Here is a 14076-nt window from a genome sequence, read left to right as displayed (position 1 = left end):
GAAAAACAGCCATGACTGATTTCCTGACACCGCAACACATCGCCCGCCGCACCTCCGCCGCAGTCGACGCGGCTGTCGGAGCGGGGCGCGAGCTCGGACTCACGGTGACGGACGCCAAGGTGCTCTATGAGCTGTTCTCCGTCGTCGTCCACCTCGCGCCCTCACCGGTCGTGGCCCGGATCCCCACCGTCCTGCCGCCCTCCGCGGACCTCGATTCCCAGGCGCGCCGCCAGCAGGCGGAACTGGACGTGACACGGTGGCTCGCGGACCAGGGAACCCCCGTGATCCCCCCGAGCCCTCTCGTGCCACGGGAACCCGTTCAACGCGGTGGGTTCTCGATGACGTTCTGGCCGTTCGTCGAGGAGGACCGGGACAAGGAGGCCGACTACGTGACGAACTCCGAAAGCGTTGCCGACCTGCACGCCGCGCTGCGCGCGTACCCGGGCCGGCTGTCGTTCCTGTCCGCGGCCGAACCGCGGTTCATCACGGAAAGCCTCGCTCTGCTCGAAGAGCGCCCCGACCTCGTCGGTCCGGCCGACCTGGACCGCGCACGCCGCGAGTGGCGGGTCCTGGAACCTCTCGTGCGCTCACGAGCGGCGTTCGAAACAGCCTTTCCGGGGATCGAGCTCCAGCCCATCCACGGTGACTCCCCGCCCGCGAACATCTTCTCCGGGGTGGACGGGGACCTCTACGCCGACTTCGAGCTGGTCACGTTGGGCCCCGTCGAGTGGGACCTGGCCGCTCTGGGGCCCGAACTCGAATCCGCCTACAACCGCGGCGCCGAGCGCAACGGTATGAGGCAGTTGAGCGAGGGCGTCCTGAGCTTCGTGAACGCCGTGGGGATGCTGCGGGCCATCGCCTCCCTCACGCTCGTACCTCAACTGCCCGTGCTGATGGACTACTTGAAACCGGCCGTCGACCAATGGCGGACGATGCCGCTCGCCGGCGGATTGGCCGACTGACAAGCGGCGAGTGCACATGCCCAGGGCCATGGACCCCATCTGATGGGGGGCAAGTACTGAAGCCCGCCCGGTGCCGAGGTGGGTCCGTTGCTGTAGTGAGGAGGTAGGTGTTTCGCGGAATGTGACAGATCTCGGAGACCTGTCACATTCCAGGTGCAGGGGTCAGCGTCCCGCGTGTGGAGAGGCAAGGGCGGGAGGCTGGTCGCGGCGCTGTCAGTGGGGTGCTGGGCCGCCTCCCGCCCGGCAACGGGGGCAGCGGCACGGCGGCCACGGGAGCGACTGCGGCAGCCGATCGGGGTCGTGTTCGCTCGCGACGGTGTGGTGCTGTTCCGGACCGAGGCGTTCGCCGTCGGGACCGATTCGGTAGGTACGGATGGTCAGTTGCGACACCCCGGCCTCGGGGTACCGCCCCGCCTTCACCGACCACCTCGCCTCAGGCGGCCTCGCCTCACGCGGCCGGTTCCTCGCGCCCCTCACGCTGTGGCCTCGACGTAGGGGCGGACCAGGGCGGATGCGGTTCCATCGAGGGGTCCGTCAAAGCCGTACGGCGAACGCGGCGCCGGATGCCATGGTGCGGCGGCGGTGCCGGGTGCCTCCGGCGCGGGTACCAGGGCGGCGACACGGGCAACTGCCCACCGTCATCAACTCCGTTTCAGTTGGTGGCCACGCCCCCGGACGGGTCGCATCCGTCGCGGGGGTCTTCTCGTGTGCGGCCGGCATCACGGCAACCTGGCCATGACACGAATGAGTGTGGCTATTCATGGGCGCATACGGTCAACCCATGGTGGACATCCCGGAGGGCTACGGCCCGGATGACGAACTGGACCCGGAAGCAGCGGACCCGCTGTACCTGCAACTCGCCGCAGTCCTGATCTCCCGGATCGAGAACGGCGTGTACCCGCTGGGTCGAGCCGTGCCCGGCGTCGACCGGCTGATGCAGGAGTTCGGGCTCGCGCGAGGGACGGCCCCCAAGACGTTGGTCCTGCTGGCCGAGATGGGATACGTGCGTACGGTCGTCGGTAAGGGGTCGTTCGTCATCGAGCGGGAGTCGGCTGAACAGTCGGAGACCAGCGAGTCCGCCGACTCATGACCATGGAACCGCCCGAGGTGTACCGTGCGGCCGCTCGATCAAGCCAAGCCGCATGCGTTCGCGACAAGGAACTTGACCGTTCCAGGCCCGTGTGGCCCCAGATCGCAGACGAGCTGCGCCGCCGCATCGATGCGGGCGCCTATCCGTCCGGCTCTCGGTTCCCCGCAGTGGTGGATCTTGCGTCGGAGTTCGACGTAGCCGCGTCAACGATCCAGAAGGCCGTGGCCGCTCTCCGGGCGGAGGGCAAGCTCCGTACCGTCTTGGGGCAAGGCTCCTTCGTCGCTGATCAGGAGAAATGACGCGAAGGTTCTTCTTCGCAGGCCTCAACTCGATCGCAGGACCTAGGTCAGATTGAGGTCGGGTCTTGAGGTCGTGGCCCGTTATGCCGTCGTGGCGCCCTGCCTACCGTCCTGGTCATGGATGCGACCGGGACTCTGGACGAGGCACTGCAGCGACTGCACAGCTCGGGGCCCGAGCGGCTCGGGCGGCTGACCAATCACGCGCCGATGGCCGTCGAGGCGCTCGCCGCGCACGGGCAGGGGCGTTCGGTGCATCGTTGGCTCGACTCGTACGCACGCAAGCTCGAGGAGTTCCCGTCCGGCGTCGAGCCGGTCACGGACGCCAACTGGCGCTCGGCGCTCGGTGATCCGCGCCGCGCCGCCGACTGGATCGGCTACTTCGAGCGCGAGATCGCCGAACGTCCCTGGCGCGAGGTGCTCACGCAGTGGTGGCCCCGTCTTCTGCCCGGTATGTACGGCGGCTCGACGCACCCGGTGATCCGGGTGGGTCACGCCGTGCGCACCCTTCTGGCCGGCGAGAGCACCGAGCCCCGTCTGGCCGAACTCGCCCACGGCCTCGGCTACTGGGCCGCCCGCCACCGGCCCCTCGCGGACCTCGGCCTGCTGCCCGGCGCCGACAGCGCGGCCGCCGCTCTCGACGCGGTGACGCCGATCGCCGCGCGGGACGGTGGCTTCCCCGCCCGTCTCGGCCGCGTCACCGGCTTGCCGGTGTGGGCGGCCACGGTCACGGATCCGAGCGAGGCGCGCCGCCGCCTCACCGAACTGGTGCGGGCGGCCACCCACCGGTACGCCACCCATGGCCACGGCGAAGAGACGATGCTGGTCCACGCGGCCACGGCTCCCAATGCCGTCCTGCGCACCCTGCCCGCGCTCCCGCACGCCCTGTGGGTACCGAGTCTGCGGGCCGCCTGGACGGCCTCCGCGGCGGTCACCGCCATGTACGCACCGGACGCCCCGGTCGCATACGCCGCACCGGGCACCTTCACCCCCGAGGAGGTCTTCGAACGGGCCCTGGTGCACGGCGACGAACACGTCATCAAGCTGACTGACACTGCCCTCGACGTCGGTGACGGACCTGCCCTGGCGGCGACTCTGCGCTCCATCGAACTGAGCGAACCACTGGGGTAGGCGACTGTCGCCATGGCGCTATCTGACGCTCAGTCAGATATGGCGCTACGATACCGACCTCCACTCATGCGAAGGGCTCGCGTGGCGGGCCCGTGCGAAGGGGGCCCCATGGGCAAGCTGGACGGACGCGTGGTTCTCGTCACCGGAGCGGCCCGCGGTCAGGGTGAGCAGGAGGCGAGGCTGTTCGCGGAGGAAGGGGCCAGGGTCGTCGTGGCCGACGTGCTCGACGACCAGGGTGAGGCGCTCGCGAAGGAGCTGGGCGCGCGGTACGTCCACCTCGACGTGGGCCGTGAGGACGACTGGCGGGCCGCCGTGGCCGCCGTGAAGGGTGCGTACGGGCGGATCGACGGGCTCGTCAACAACGCCGGCATCCTGCGCTTCAACAAGCTGGTCAACACGCCTCTGGAGGAGTTCCAGCAGGTCGTGCAGGTGAACCAGGTGGGCGTCTTCCTGGGTATCAGGACCGTCGCTCCCGAGATCGCGGCGGCGGGCGGCGGCACGATCGTCAACACCGCCTCGTACGCGGGAGTGACCGGCATGGCGTACGTGGGCGCCTATACCGCGACCAAGCACGCGATCGTGGGACTGACGCGGGTGGCCGCGCTGGAGCTGGCCGGGAAGGGGATACGGGTCAACGCCGTCTGTCCGGGCGCCATCGACACCGCCATGACCAATCCGGCCCAGCTCGACCCGGCCGCCGACCCCGAGAAGGCGGCCGAGGCCCTCGACGCGTACTACCGCAAGCTCGTGCCGCTCGGCCGGGTCGGCAGGCCCGAGGAGGTGGCCCGGCTCGCGCTCTTCCTCAGCTGCGAGGACTCCTCCTACATCACCGGGCAGCCCTTCGTGATCGACGGGGGCTGGCTGGCGGGGGTCAGTGTCGTCTGATCATCCCCACGACCCCACACCCCACGCATCTGACTGTCCGTCAGCTATTGACGGTGCATGGGCGTGGTGCCACAGTCGGCGGCATACCACCGATCTGACGCTGTGTCAGAAATAGACTGGGGACGGTGAACCTCCTTGGAATTCGGGCTCTTTGTACAGGGATACGTGGGCAAGCGGGCCGAGACCGACCCGCTCGCGGAGCACAAGGCGCTGATGGAGGAGACCGAGTACGTCATCCAGGCGGACAAGTCCGGCTTCAAGTACGCCTGGGCGTCCGAGCACCACTTCCTGGAGGAGTACTCCCACCTCTCCGCCAACGACGTCTTCCTGGGGTACCTGGCGCACGCCACCGAGCGGATCCACCTCGGGTCGGGCATCTTCAACCCCCTCGCCCAGGTCAACCACCCGGTGAAGGTCGCCGAGAAGGTGGCCATGCTGGACCATCTGAGCGAGAACCGTTTCGAGTTCGGCAGCGGGCGCGGCGCGGGCAGCCACGAGATCCTCGGGTTCATCCCGGGCGTCACCGACATGAACTACACCAAGGAGATCTGGGAAGAGACCATCGCCGAGTTCCCGAAGATGTGGCTCCAGGAGGAGTACCCCGGGTTCCAGGGCAAGCACTGGTCGCTCCCGCCGCGCAAGATCCTGCCGAAGCCGTACGGGAAGTCGCACCCGGCGATGTGGTACGCGGCCGGCTCCCCGCCCTCGTACGCCATGGCCGCGAAGAAGGGCCTGGGCGTGCTCGGCTTCAGCGTCCAGAAGGTCTCCGACATGGAGTGGGTGCTGGAGCAGTACAAGACGGCCGTCGTGGACGCCGAACCGATCGGGGACTTCGTCAACGACAACGTCATGGTGACGTCCACCGCGATCTGCGCGCCGACGCACGCGGAGGCGGTACGGATCGCCGCCGGCGGTGGGCTGCACTATCTGCCCTCGCTCGTCTTCCGGTACCACGACACGTTCCCGCGTCCCGAGGGGTTCCCCCAGTGGCCCGAGACGCTTCCCGAGTACACCGAGGAGATCATCGAGCTGCTGATCGCCGAGGAGCTGCTGATCTGTGGTGATCCGGACGAGGTGCTCACGCAGTGCAAGCGGTGGGAGCAGGCCGGGGCCGACCAGTTGAGCTTCGGGTTGCCCGTGGGGATCTCGCGGGAGGACACGTTGCAGACGATCCGGCTGGTGGGGGAGCACGTGATTCCGAAGATCGATACGGATCCCGTGCATCGGACGTCCCGTTTCCGGCAGGGCGCCTGAGCGTCTGCACTGCGGGCGCCGTCGCGCGGCTGCGGGTTTGTTGTGGTTGCTCGCGCCCACGCGGCGGAGCCGCATATCGGTACAGTCCCGCGCCCCTGACGGGGCGCCCCCCACTCGCCCTAGGAGGTCAGTGCTCATGCTCGACCACGTCATCAAAGGCGCGACCGTCGTCGACGGCACCGGCGCGCCCGCCTTCACCGCCGACGTGGGGATACGCGACGGACGGATCGCCGTCGTCGGGTCCGCCACCGAGGAGGCCCGGACCTCCGAGGACGCCGCCGGACTCGTCCTCGCGCCCGGGTTCGTCGATCCGCACACGCACTACGACGCCCAGCTCTTCTGGGACCCGTACGCCACCCCCTCCCTGAACCACGGCGTGACCACCGTCGCGGGCGGGAACTGCGGGTTCACGCTGGCGCCGCTGAACCCGGCCCGCCCCGACGACGCCGACTACACCCGCCGCATGATGTCCAAGGTCGAGGGCATGTCCCTGGTCGCCCTGGAGGAGGGCGCGCCCTGGAACTGGCACAGCTTCGGGGAGTACCTGGACGCGCTGGAGGGCCGTATCGCGGTCAACGCGGGTTTCATGGTGGGGCACTGCGCGCTGCGGCGGTACGTCATGGGGCCCGACGCGGTGGGCGGGCAGCCGTCGCCGGAGCAACTCGACGCGATGGTGGGGCTGTTGCGGGAGGCGATGGAGGCGGGCGCCTGGGGGCTGTCCACCACCCAGTCGCGCTCGCACTCCGACGGCGACGGCAAGCCGGTCGCGTCCCGGCACGCGAAGCCCGCCGAACTGCTGGCGCTCTCGCGGGCCGTCGGCGAGCACGAGGGCACCCAGATCGAGGCCATCGTGGCGGGCTGCCTGGACCAGTTCAGCGACGAGGAGATCGACCTCTTCGTCGAGATGACCGCGTCCGCGGGCCGCCCCCTGAACTGGAACGTGCTGACGATCGACGCCGCGGTCCCCGAGCGCGTACCCCGCCAGCTCCTCGCCAGCGAGCGCGCCCGCAAGTCCGGCGGCCGGATCGTCGCGCTGACCATGCCGATCCTCACGCCCATGAACATGTCGCTGGGCACGTTCTGCGCGCTGAACCTGATCCCCGGGTGGGGGCCGATCCTGAGCCTGCCCGTCCCGGAGCGGATCGCCAGGCTGCGCGACCCCGACACGCGGGCCGAGATGCTGCGGCAGGCCGTGTCCAAGGAGGCGGGCGTGCTGCGGCGGCTGACCAACTTCGGCCGATACGTCATCGGGGACACCTACAGCGCGGCGAACGAGGGCCTGAGCGGCCGTGTCGTCCAGGACATCGCGGCCGAACGCGGCCAGGAACCGTTCGAGTGCCTGGTGGAGATCTGCGCTGCCGACGACCTGCGTACGGTCCTGTGGCCCATGCCCAGCGACAACGACCCCGACTCCTGGGCGCTGCGCGCCGAGACCTGGCGGCACGAGGACGTCATGCTGGGCGGCTCGGACGCGGGCGCGCACCTGGACCGCATGTGCGGCGCCCCGTACACCACCCGGTTCATCGGCGACTGTCTGCGCGGGCGGAAGCTGGCGTCGCTGGAGCAGGCGGTGAAGATGCTGACCGATGATCCGGCGCAGCTCTTCGGCCTGAAGGAGCGGGGACGGGTGCGGGAGGGCTTCCATGCGGACCTGGTCCTCTTCGACCCGGAGCGCATCGACGCCGGCAAGGCCACGCTGGTGCACGACCTGCCGGGAGACAGCCCGCGGCTGGACTCCAGGGCCATCGGCGTACGGGCGGTCTGGGTCAACGGCGTCGAGGCCATCCGGGACGACGTCGTGACCGGTGCCGTACCGGGCAGGGTGCTGCGCTCGGGGCGGGACACGCGGACGGTGAGCACCAGGTGACAGCCGAGGTGACAGTCGAGGCGGCAGCCGGGGGAAAGCTGTTCATCGGCGGTGCGTGGGTCGAGCCGGACGGCGGGCACTACGAGGTGATCGACCCGGCGACCGAGCGGGTGGTGGGGCTCGCGCCGGAGGCCTCCCGGGAGCAGGTGCACGCGGCCGCCGCCGCTGCCCGCGAGGCCTTCGGCCCGTGGTCGCGCACGCCCCCGGAGGAACGGGCGGCGGTCCTGGCCCGCACGGCGGAGCACATCCAGCGCCACCTCGTGCCGTACGCCGAACTCGCCCAGGCCGAGAGCGGCGCGACCACCGGGACGGCGCGCGGGATGCAGGTGGCGGTCGGCGCGTCCCGCTTCAAGCGGTACGCCAAGGGCGCGCTGGAACCCGTCGAACAGCCCCTGCCCCCACAGATCAACGAGGCCGGCCCCTTCGGGAAGGCCGCGGTGATGGGTGCCCTGGCGATACGTCAGCCCGTGGGCGTCGTCACCTGCGTCACCTCGTACAACAACCCCTGGGCGAACCCGGCCGGCAAGATCGCCCCCGCCCTGGCCATGGGCAACACGGTGGTCGTGAAGCCCGCCCCTCAGGACCCGCTCTCGGTCTACCGCATGGCCGAGGCGCTCCAGGCGGCGGGCGCCCCGCCGGGCGTCGTGAACGTGGTCAGCGGCTCGGGGGCGGAGGCGGGAGAGGCGGCCGTCGACTCGCCCGACGTCGACATGGTGAGCTTCACCGGCTCGACGGCCGTGGGGCAGCGCATCGCCGAGGTGTGCGGGCGGGGCATGAAACGGCAGCTGATGGAGCTGGGCGGGAAGGGCGCGGCCGTCGTCTTCGACGACGCCGACCTCCGCTCGGCGGTGGCCGGTATCGGCACGACGTTCTCGTTCTACAGCGGCCAGATCTGCACGGCACCGACACGGGTGCTCGCCCAGCGCGGGGTGTACGAGGCGCTGGTCGCCCAACTGGCGGCGTTCGCGGGGAGGTTGCCGGTGGGCGACCCGCGTGAGCCGGGCACGGTCGTCGGCCCGGTGATCTCGGCCGCTCACCGGGACCGCGTGGAGTCGTACGTCGAACTGGGCCGCAAGGAAGGCGCGAAGGTGGTCGCGGGCGGTGAACGGCCCGCTCTCGACCGGGGTTTCTACGTCACACCGACCCTCCTCGCGGACTGCACCCCCGACATGCGGGTGGTCCGTGAGGAGATCTTCGGCCCGGTCGTCGTCGTCCTCCCCTTCGACGACGAGGACGAGGCGGTGGCCCTGGCCAACGACTCCGACTACGGCCTCATCGACTACGTCTGGTCGGGGGATGTGGCGCGTGCCTTCCGCGTGGCCCGTCGCCTGCGGGCCGGTGGCGTCGGCGTCAACACCGTGGGCCGCAACATGGAGGCCCCGTTCGGCGGCTTCAAGAGGAGCGGGGTGGGGCGGGACGTGGGCTCGTACGCGCTGCACGCGTACAGCGAGCTGCAGGCGATCGTGTGGCCGGGGTGAGCACCGTGCCCGCCTCTGTCAGGTACCAAGGGCTGGGCGTGTGACACGCTCGGCGCATGACGACACCACCGGACGGGCTGCCCGTCTACCGGGTACTGACCGGCCCTGACGACGCGGCGTTCTGCCATCGCGTGAGCGAGGTCCTGGACATGGGATACCGGCTTCATGAGGGGCCGTCGATCACGTTCGACGGAGAGCGGGTGATCATCGCGCAGGCGGTCGTCTGGGCCGGGTGACCGGGGTGACCGGGAGCCGGAGAGTCCGGGACCCGTCATCGACCGCCCCGGTAGGTGCGGCGGTACGCGGCCGGAGTGGTGCCCAGGGCGCGGCGGAAGTGCAGGCGCAGGGCGTCGCCCGTCCCCAGGCCGCTGCGTTCGGCGATGGTGTCGACCAACAGGTCGGTGGTCTCCAGGAGTTCGCGTGCCCGGGTGAGGCGCTGCTGGTTGAGCCACTTCAGCGGAGTGGTGCCCACCTCGCGGGCGAAGTGCCGCTCGAAGGTGCGCACGCTCATGTCGGCGCCGTCCGCCAGCTCGGCGACCGTGAGCTGCCGGTCCAGCCGGGCGATCGCCCAGTCCAGAACCGGGGCGAGCCCCTTGTCGGGCGGTGTCGCGGCGGTCCTCGGCCGGGAGTACTGGGCCTGGTCGCCCTCGCGGTGCGGGGCCACGACCATGCGGCGGCCCACCTCGGCGGCCGCGGCCGTGCCGTGGTCACGGCGGACGATGTGCAGGCACAGGTCGATGGCCGCCGCGGTGCCGGCGCTGGTGAGGATGTCGCCGTCGTCGACGTACAGGGCGCGTTCGTTGACGTGGACGCGCGGGTGACGACGGCGCAGCTCGTCCGCGTACATCCAGTGCGTGGCGGCCTCGCGGCCGTCCAGCAGACCGGCGGCGGCCAGCACGAACGCGCCGGAGCACAGGGAGGCGACGCGCGCGCCCCGGGCGTGGGCCTCGCGCAGCGCGTCGAGGAGCGCGGCCGGGGGTTCGTAGCCGTTCATGAGGCAGGCCGGGACGATGACGAGGTCCGCGGCGGCGAGGGTGCCGAGACCGTGCTCGCTCTCCATCCGCAGGCCGCCCGGAGCGTGCTGCACCCCCGGTTCGGTCGCGCACAGCGCGAGGTCGTACCACGGGGACGGCGGCTCGACCTCACCGCTGTACCGCCCGAACACCGCGCAGGGCACGGCCAGTTCGAAGAGGGAGGACTCCTTGAGCAGGGCGACGGCGACCCGGATCGGAGCTGTGGGGGATATGGCTGGGGGCATGGCGTAAATCTAGGGGACCCTGACGTTTCCGTCACTGGTTGGGCGTCGTCGCGGGCCGGATGCTGGGGCCATCGACGTACGTGAACCCGGAAGTCGGAGGCGCAGGCATGACGTACGGACACACGGGGCGGGCTCGGTCGCTGCCCCCGCAGTGGCGGGTGGGCCTGGCAGGGGTGACGGCCATCGGTGTCACCTTCGGCTTCGCCCGCTACGGATACGGGCTGTTCCTGCCGGAGTTCCGGCGCGAGTTCGGGTTGTCGGTGTCGCTGGTGGGGCTGATCGGCAGCGCCACGTACCTGGGGTATGTGGCGGCGCTTCTGCTGGTCGGCGCGCTGGTCTCACGCTGCGGCCCGCGCCCGCTGGTCGTCGCCGGCGGACTGTCCGCGACCGTCGGGATGGGCCTCGTGGCTTTCGCCCGGACCCCGGCGACGCTGACCGCCGGGCTGATCCTGGCCGGTACGAGCTCCGGTTGGGCCTGGGCGCCGTACTCCGACGCGGTGGACCGGATGGTGGAGCCGGGCCTGCGCGAGCGCGTCATGGGCGTGATCGCGAGCGGCACGGCCTTCGCGGTCGTCGTCGCGGGCCCTCTGGCGCTGACCGCCCACGGCGCGCGGTGGCGGTACGCCTGGCTGACCTTCGCCACGGCCGCCCTGCTGACGACCCTCTACAACGCGCGCGTCCTGCCCGGCGGGACGCACCGGCCCGCTGCCACCGAAACGGCAGGCGCCCGGCCCGGCGCCCGGCCCGGCACCCGGCGCGGGGCGTGGCCCGGCGTCCGGTGGATCGCCCGACGCCCGGCCGTCCCGCTCCTCCTGACCGCGCTGTCGTACGGACTGGTCGGTGCCGTCTACTGGGCCTTCGCGGTCGAGCTGATCTCCGGGGCGGCCGGGGTGGCCGGGGACGCCGGGGGCGCCAGGGGGAACGCGTCCACGTCCGCGGTGTTCTGGACGGTGATGGGCCTGGCGGGTACGGCGGGCGCCCTGACGGGAAGCGCGATCGCGCGGCACGGTCTGCGCCGGGTCCACGCACTGATCTTCGGGGGCATCGCCGCCGCTGTCGCCCTGCTCGGCGCCGCGCCGGGCACTCCCGCGGCCGTCATGCTCTCGGCGGTGCTCTACGGGCCGTGCTTCATGGCGGGTTCGGGCCTGCTCGCGGTGTGGAGCTACCGCGTCTTCCCCGACCGGCCGTCGACCGGGTTCAGCGTGACGGTCCTCTGCCTCGGCGCCGGCACGGTCGCGGGGCCGGCGGTCCTGGGATTCGTCAGCGACGCGTACGGGCTGCGCACGGCGTTCCTCGCCACCGCGGCCGTCGCGGCGCTGACGCCGCTGGTGCGGCCGGTGGCCGGGGGCGGGACGGTGCGCCGGGGCGCACCCGGCGATCAGAGCAACTCCTCCGGGGTCCGCCGCAGCACCAGCGTGGCGAAGCCGAGGGTACGGCGGTAGCCGTGCAGCCAGCCGTCACGGTGCTCGGCGGCGGCCGCGAACGCCTCACCGCTGTCCGGGTCTTCGGCGTGGTCCAGAGCCCAGCGGGACAGGGCCCCCGTCCAGGACCACTCGTACTCGTCCCACTCCTCGGTGGTGCTGATGTGCCCGTACACGGGCGTCCATCCGTCCGCGGTGATCCTGTCGACGGTCGTCCCGAGGTCGGTGAAGTCGTCGGCCGCGAACCCGGCGTCAAGGGTGCCCTGGTCCGGCTCCCGCTCCCAGAAGGCGTCGCCGATCAGGGCCGTACCGCCGGGGGCGAGGTGACGGCGGACAGCGTTCAGAGTGTGCGACAGGCCGCCGAAGGCGTGGGCGGCGCCGACGCAGAGTACGAGGTCGAAGGGGTGCTCGGAGCTGAACTCGCCGGCGTCCTGGGCGTACAGGCCGACCCGGTCACCGAGTCCGCGCGCCGCGATCCGGTCGCGGGTCCGGGCAACGGTCTCGGCGTCGAGGTCGACCCCGACGGCCCCGACCCCCGGCCGTCCCTCCACGGCCCGCACCAGCCACTCCCCCTCCCCGCAGCCGAGATCCAGCACCCGCTCGGCCCCGTCCCGCAGGGCACGATCGAGAAGCCGGGCCACGGAGGCGTCGCTCAGGGGTGCGGCGATGGGGTGGTCGGCGTGGGCGAGGGAGCTGAGGCGTCGGCGGTCCATGGAGGGATCCTGACGGGTGAGTGTGGGCGGTGTCCCCTGAATTTCGGCCCGTCGTCCGTCCCTGATGTCCGGCACGGCACCGGCGCGTCAGCCGTCCAGATCCACCCGCACCGTCAGCAGCCCCGTCCCCACCAGCCGCACCACAGCACTGTTGGACCGGGGCAGGGTGCGCAGGCGGGCCACGGGGTCGTCGTCGGGGAGGACGTGGGCCGTTCCCTCGTGCCACCGGCCCCCGATCCGGACCCGCACGCGCGGGTTCGCGCGGATGTTGCGGACGTACTGGGATTTCTCGCCGTACTCGGAGACCAGCCAGAAGGTGTCGCCGACGCGGCGCCCGCCCACCGGCGTGCGGCGGGGCAGGCCGGAGGTGCGGCCCGTGGTCTCCAGGGCCGTCTGGAAGGGGATCCGGCGCATGACCGGGTTCAGGATCCGGCGCTGGAAGGTGGTGACGGCTCGGTGCTTGCGGTCGTTGTCGCGGGCCATCGGCTGCTGGGCTCCTCTGCGGGTGCGGTGCGGTGCGGTGGCTGCGGTTGTGGTTCCTGTGCACGGTTGAGCAAGGTGTAGCAGACGGTCGAAGGCGCGGGACGAGGCGGTGGCTGATGCGGGTCGTGACGTGGAATCTGTGGTGGCGCTTCGGACCCTGGGAGGCACGGCAGAAGGCGATCCTCGCCACGCTGCGGGAGCTACGGCCCGATGTCGTCGGACTCCAGGAGGTGTGGGAGCAGGGCCCGGACAACCTCGCCGAGTGGCTGGCCGGTGAGCTCGGGATGCACTGGACCTGGGCGGCCTCCGACGACCCCGGGTACTGGCAGCGACGGGTCGGGGACCCGAGCGTCGGGATCGGCAACGCAGTGCTGAGCCGGTGGCCCGTCGGGGAGCGGGCGGTGCTGCCGTTGCCCGCCGTGGAGGGCGACGGCGGGCGGCTCGCGCTGTATACCCGGCTCCAGGCACCCGGGCAGGACGTGCCCTTCTTCGTCACCCATCTCACCGCCGCCACGACGGCCTCGGCCGGGCGCTGCCAACAGGTCGCCGCGCTCGCCGAGTTCGTCGCCCGGCACGAGGGCGGCACCGACTTCCCACCCGTCGTCACCGGGGACTTCAACGCCTGGCCCGACTCCGACGAGGTGCGGCTGTTCGGCGGGTACAAAACGGCCTCGCCCGTGCCGGGCCAGTGCCTCTTCGACGCCTGGGAGTACGCCGAGCCGACGGCTCCCTCGGCCACCTGGGACATGGCGAACCCGTACGTGGCGGCCACGTACGGGCCGAGCGTGCGCGTCGACTACGTCCACGTGGGACCGCCCGGGCCCGGCGGGATCGGCCATGTGGGGGCGGTGCGGCGCGCGGGGGACGGTCCGGTCGACGGCGTGTGGCCGTCGGACCACGCGGCGGTGGTCGCCGATCTGGCGCCGGCCACCACGCCGTGACCGCCGCCGCCCCGACTCCGACTTCAACGCGTACCAGCGCGTTCTCCCACTGGGCAGTGCGCTCGTGTGGCCCTCGGTCATGGAGCCCTCCCTCATCCGGCGGACACCGCGACTCATCCGCGGCGGAGCCCGTCAACCGTCGGGGCGCTTGCCGGTCCGTGCGTGCAGACGGTCGATCGTCGCATCGGACGTGTAGAGCCCCGAGCCCCGAGCCCCGAGCCCCGAGCCCCGAGCCCCGAGCCCCGAGCCCCGAGCCCCGAGCCCCGAGCCCCGAGCCCCGAGCCCCGAGCCCCGAGC

14 protein-coding genes are annotated in these 14076 nt (G+C 71.6%); 11 read left to right on the top strand and 3 right to left on the bottom strand.

The features are described from left to right. Window positions 1-11 precede the first annotated feature (11 nt). The 9 genes from AB0959_RS12225 (at window position 12) to AB0959_RS12185 (ending at window position 9199) form a co-directional block, all read left to right on the top strand. Window positions 12-962, top strand: a complete 951-nt coding sequence (locus AB0959_RS12225) for a phosphotransferase (protein ID WP_366826278.1) — start codon at window positions 12-14, stop codon at window positions 960-962. A gap of 781 nt (window positions 963-1743) precedes the next feature. Continuing rightward, window positions 1744-2052, top strand: a complete 309-nt coding sequence (locus AB0959_RS12220; RefSeq protein ID WP_366826277.1) for a GntR family transcriptional regulator — start codon at window positions 1744-1746, stop codon at window positions 2050-2052. Further along, window positions 2049-2351, top strand: coding sequence for a winged helix-turn-helix domain-containing protein (locus AB0959_RS12215; RefSeq protein WP_366826276.1), 303 nt, complete (start codon window positions 2049-2051; stop codon window positions 2349-2351). The genes AB0959_RS12220 and AB0959_RS12215 overlap by 4 nt, the downstream gene beginning before the upstream one ends. A gap of 117 nt (window positions 2352-2468) precedes the next feature. Then, window positions 2469-3479: a questin oxidase family protein gene (locus AB0959_RS12210; RefSeq protein WP_366826275.1), complete on the top strand. Its 1011-nt coding sequence runs from the start codon at window positions 2469-2471 to the stop codon at window positions 3477-3479. Window positions 3480-3587: 108 nt separating this feature from the next. Beyond that, window positions 3588-4364, top strand: a complete 777-nt coding sequence (locus tag AB0959_RS12205; protein WP_366826274.1) for a glucose 1-dehydrogenase — start codon at window positions 3588-3590, stop codon at window positions 4362-4364. 135 nt (window positions 4365-4499) lie between these two features. Further along, entirely contained in the window at window positions 4500-5618 is a 1119-nt protein-coding gene (locus AB0959_RS12200; RefSeq protein WP_366826273.1) for an LLM class flavin-dependent oxidoreductase, read from the top strand. A gap of 136 nt (window positions 5619-5754) precedes the next feature. Further along, a complete protein-coding gene (locus AB0959_RS12195) occupies window positions 5755-7485 on the top strand; it encodes a D-aminoacylase (protein ID WP_366826272.1) in 1731 nt (576 codons plus the stop codon). Further along, window positions 7482-8963, top strand: a complete 1482-nt coding sequence (locus AB0959_RS12190; protein ID WP_366826271.1) for an aldehyde dehydrogenase family protein — start codon at window positions 7482-7484, stop codon at window positions 8961-8963. The genes AB0959_RS12195 and AB0959_RS12190 overlap by 4 nt, the downstream gene beginning before the upstream one ends. Before the next feature lie 56 nt (window positions 8964-9019). Beyond that, window positions 9020-9199: a DUF1737 domain-containing protein gene (locus AB0959_RS12185; protein WP_366826270.1), complete on the top strand. Its 180-nt coding sequence runs from the start codon at window positions 9020-9022 to the stop codon at window positions 9197-9199. Between the two features lie 35 nt (window positions 9200-9234). On the opposite strand, the gene AB0959_RS12180 is transcribed toward AB0959_RS12185, so the two are convergent. Next, complete coding sequence (locus AB0959_RS12180; RefSeq protein WP_366826269.1) at window positions 9235-10221, bottom strand: helix-turn-helix domain-containing protein; 987 nt, start codon at window positions 10219-10221, stop codon at window positions 9235-9237. A gap of 107 nt (window positions 10222-10328) precedes the next feature. On the opposite strand from AB0959_RS12180, the gene AB0959_RS12175 reads away from it, so the two are divergent. Further along, a complete protein-coding gene (locus tag AB0959_RS12175) occupies window positions 10329-11663 on the top strand; it encodes an MFS transporter (protein ID WP_366826268.1) in 1335 nt (444 codons plus the stop codon). Here AB0959_RS12175 and AB0959_RS12170 read toward each other — a convergent pair. Beyond that, a complete protein-coding gene (locus AB0959_RS12170) occupies window positions 11600-12355 on the bottom strand; it encodes a class I SAM-dependent methyltransferase (RefSeq protein WP_366826267.1) in 756 nt (251 codons plus the stop codon). The two genes, AB0959_RS12175 and AB0959_RS12170, sit on opposite strands and share 64 nt — an antisense overlap. An 87-nt stretch (window positions 12356-12442) precedes the next feature. Then, a complete protein-coding gene (locus tag AB0959_RS12165) occupies window positions 12443-12838 on the bottom strand; it encodes a nitroreductase/quinone reductase family protein (RefSeq protein WP_366826266.1) in 396 nt (131 codons plus the stop codon). Between the two features lie 116 nt (window positions 12839-12954). Between AB0959_RS12165 and AB0959_RS12160 the strand changes: the two genes are divergently transcribed. Beyond that, window positions 12955-13779: an endonuclease/exonuclease/phosphatase family protein gene (locus AB0959_RS12160; protein ID WP_366826265.1), complete on the top strand. Its 825-nt coding sequence runs from the start codon at window positions 12955-12957 to the stop codon at window positions 13777-13779. Window positions 13780-14076 lie beyond the last annotated feature (297 nt).

The organism is Streptomyces sp. NPDC046862 (assembly GCF_040704615.1).
Taxonomy (GTDB): Bacteria; Actinomycetota; Actinomycetes; order Streptomycetales; family Streptomycetaceae; genus Streptomyces.
This window is presented reverse-complemented; position numbering and strand designations above follow the sequence as displayed.

What these genes read in the sequence shown, in the direction of transcription:
- AB0959_RS12180 (WP_366826269.1), bottom strand. Translation starts at nt 10,221, where the DNA reads ATGCCCCCAGCCATATCCCCCACAGCTCCGATCCGGGTCGCCGTCGCC.
- AB0959_RS12220 (WP_366826277.1), top strand. Translation starts at nt 1,744, where the DNA reads ATGGTGGACATCCCGGAGGGCTACGGCCCGGATGACGAACTGGACCCG.
- AB0959_RS12185 (WP_366826270.1), top strand. Translation starts at nt 9,020, where the DNA reads ATGACGACACCACCGGACGGGCTGCCCGTCTACCGGGTACTGACCGGC.
- AB0959_RS12175 (WP_366826268.1), top strand. Translation starts at nt 10,329, where the DNA reads ATGACGTACGGACACACGGGGCGGGCTCGGTCGCTGCCCCCGCAGTGG.
- AB0959_RS12170 (WP_366826267.1), bottom strand. Translation starts at nt 12,355, where the DNA reads ATGGACCGCCGACGCCTCAGCTCCCTCGCCCACGCCGACCACCCCATC.
- AB0959_RS12225 (WP_366826278.1), top strand. Translation starts at nt 12, where the DNA reads ATGACTGATTTCCTGACACCGCAACACATCGCCCGCCGCACCTCCGCC.
- AB0959_RS12160 (WP_366826265.1), top strand. Translation starts at nt 12,955, where the DNA reads ATGCGGGTCGTGACGTGGAATCTGTGGTGGCGCTTCGGACCCTGGGAG.
- AB0959_RS12205 (WP_366826274.1), top strand. Translation starts at nt 3,588, where the DNA reads ATGGGCAAGCTGGACGGACGCGTGGTTCTCGTCACCGGAGCGGCCCGC.
- AB0959_RS12210 (WP_366826275.1), top strand. Translation starts at nt 2,469, where the DNA reads ATGGATGCGACCGGGACTCTGGACGAGGCACTGCAGCGACTGCACAGC.
- AB0959_RS12165 (WP_366826266.1), bottom strand. Translation starts at nt 12,838, where the DNA reads ATGGCCCGCGACAACGACCGCAAGCACCGAGCCGTCACCACCTTCCAG.
- AB0959_RS12195 (WP_366826272.1), top strand. Translation starts at nt 5,755, where the DNA reads ATGCTCGACCACGTCATCAAAGGCGCGACCGTCGTCGACGGCACCGGC.
- AB0959_RS12215 (WP_366826276.1), top strand. Translation starts at nt 2,049, where the DNA reads ATGACCATGGAACCGCCCGAGGTGTACCGTGCGGCCGCTCGATCAAGC.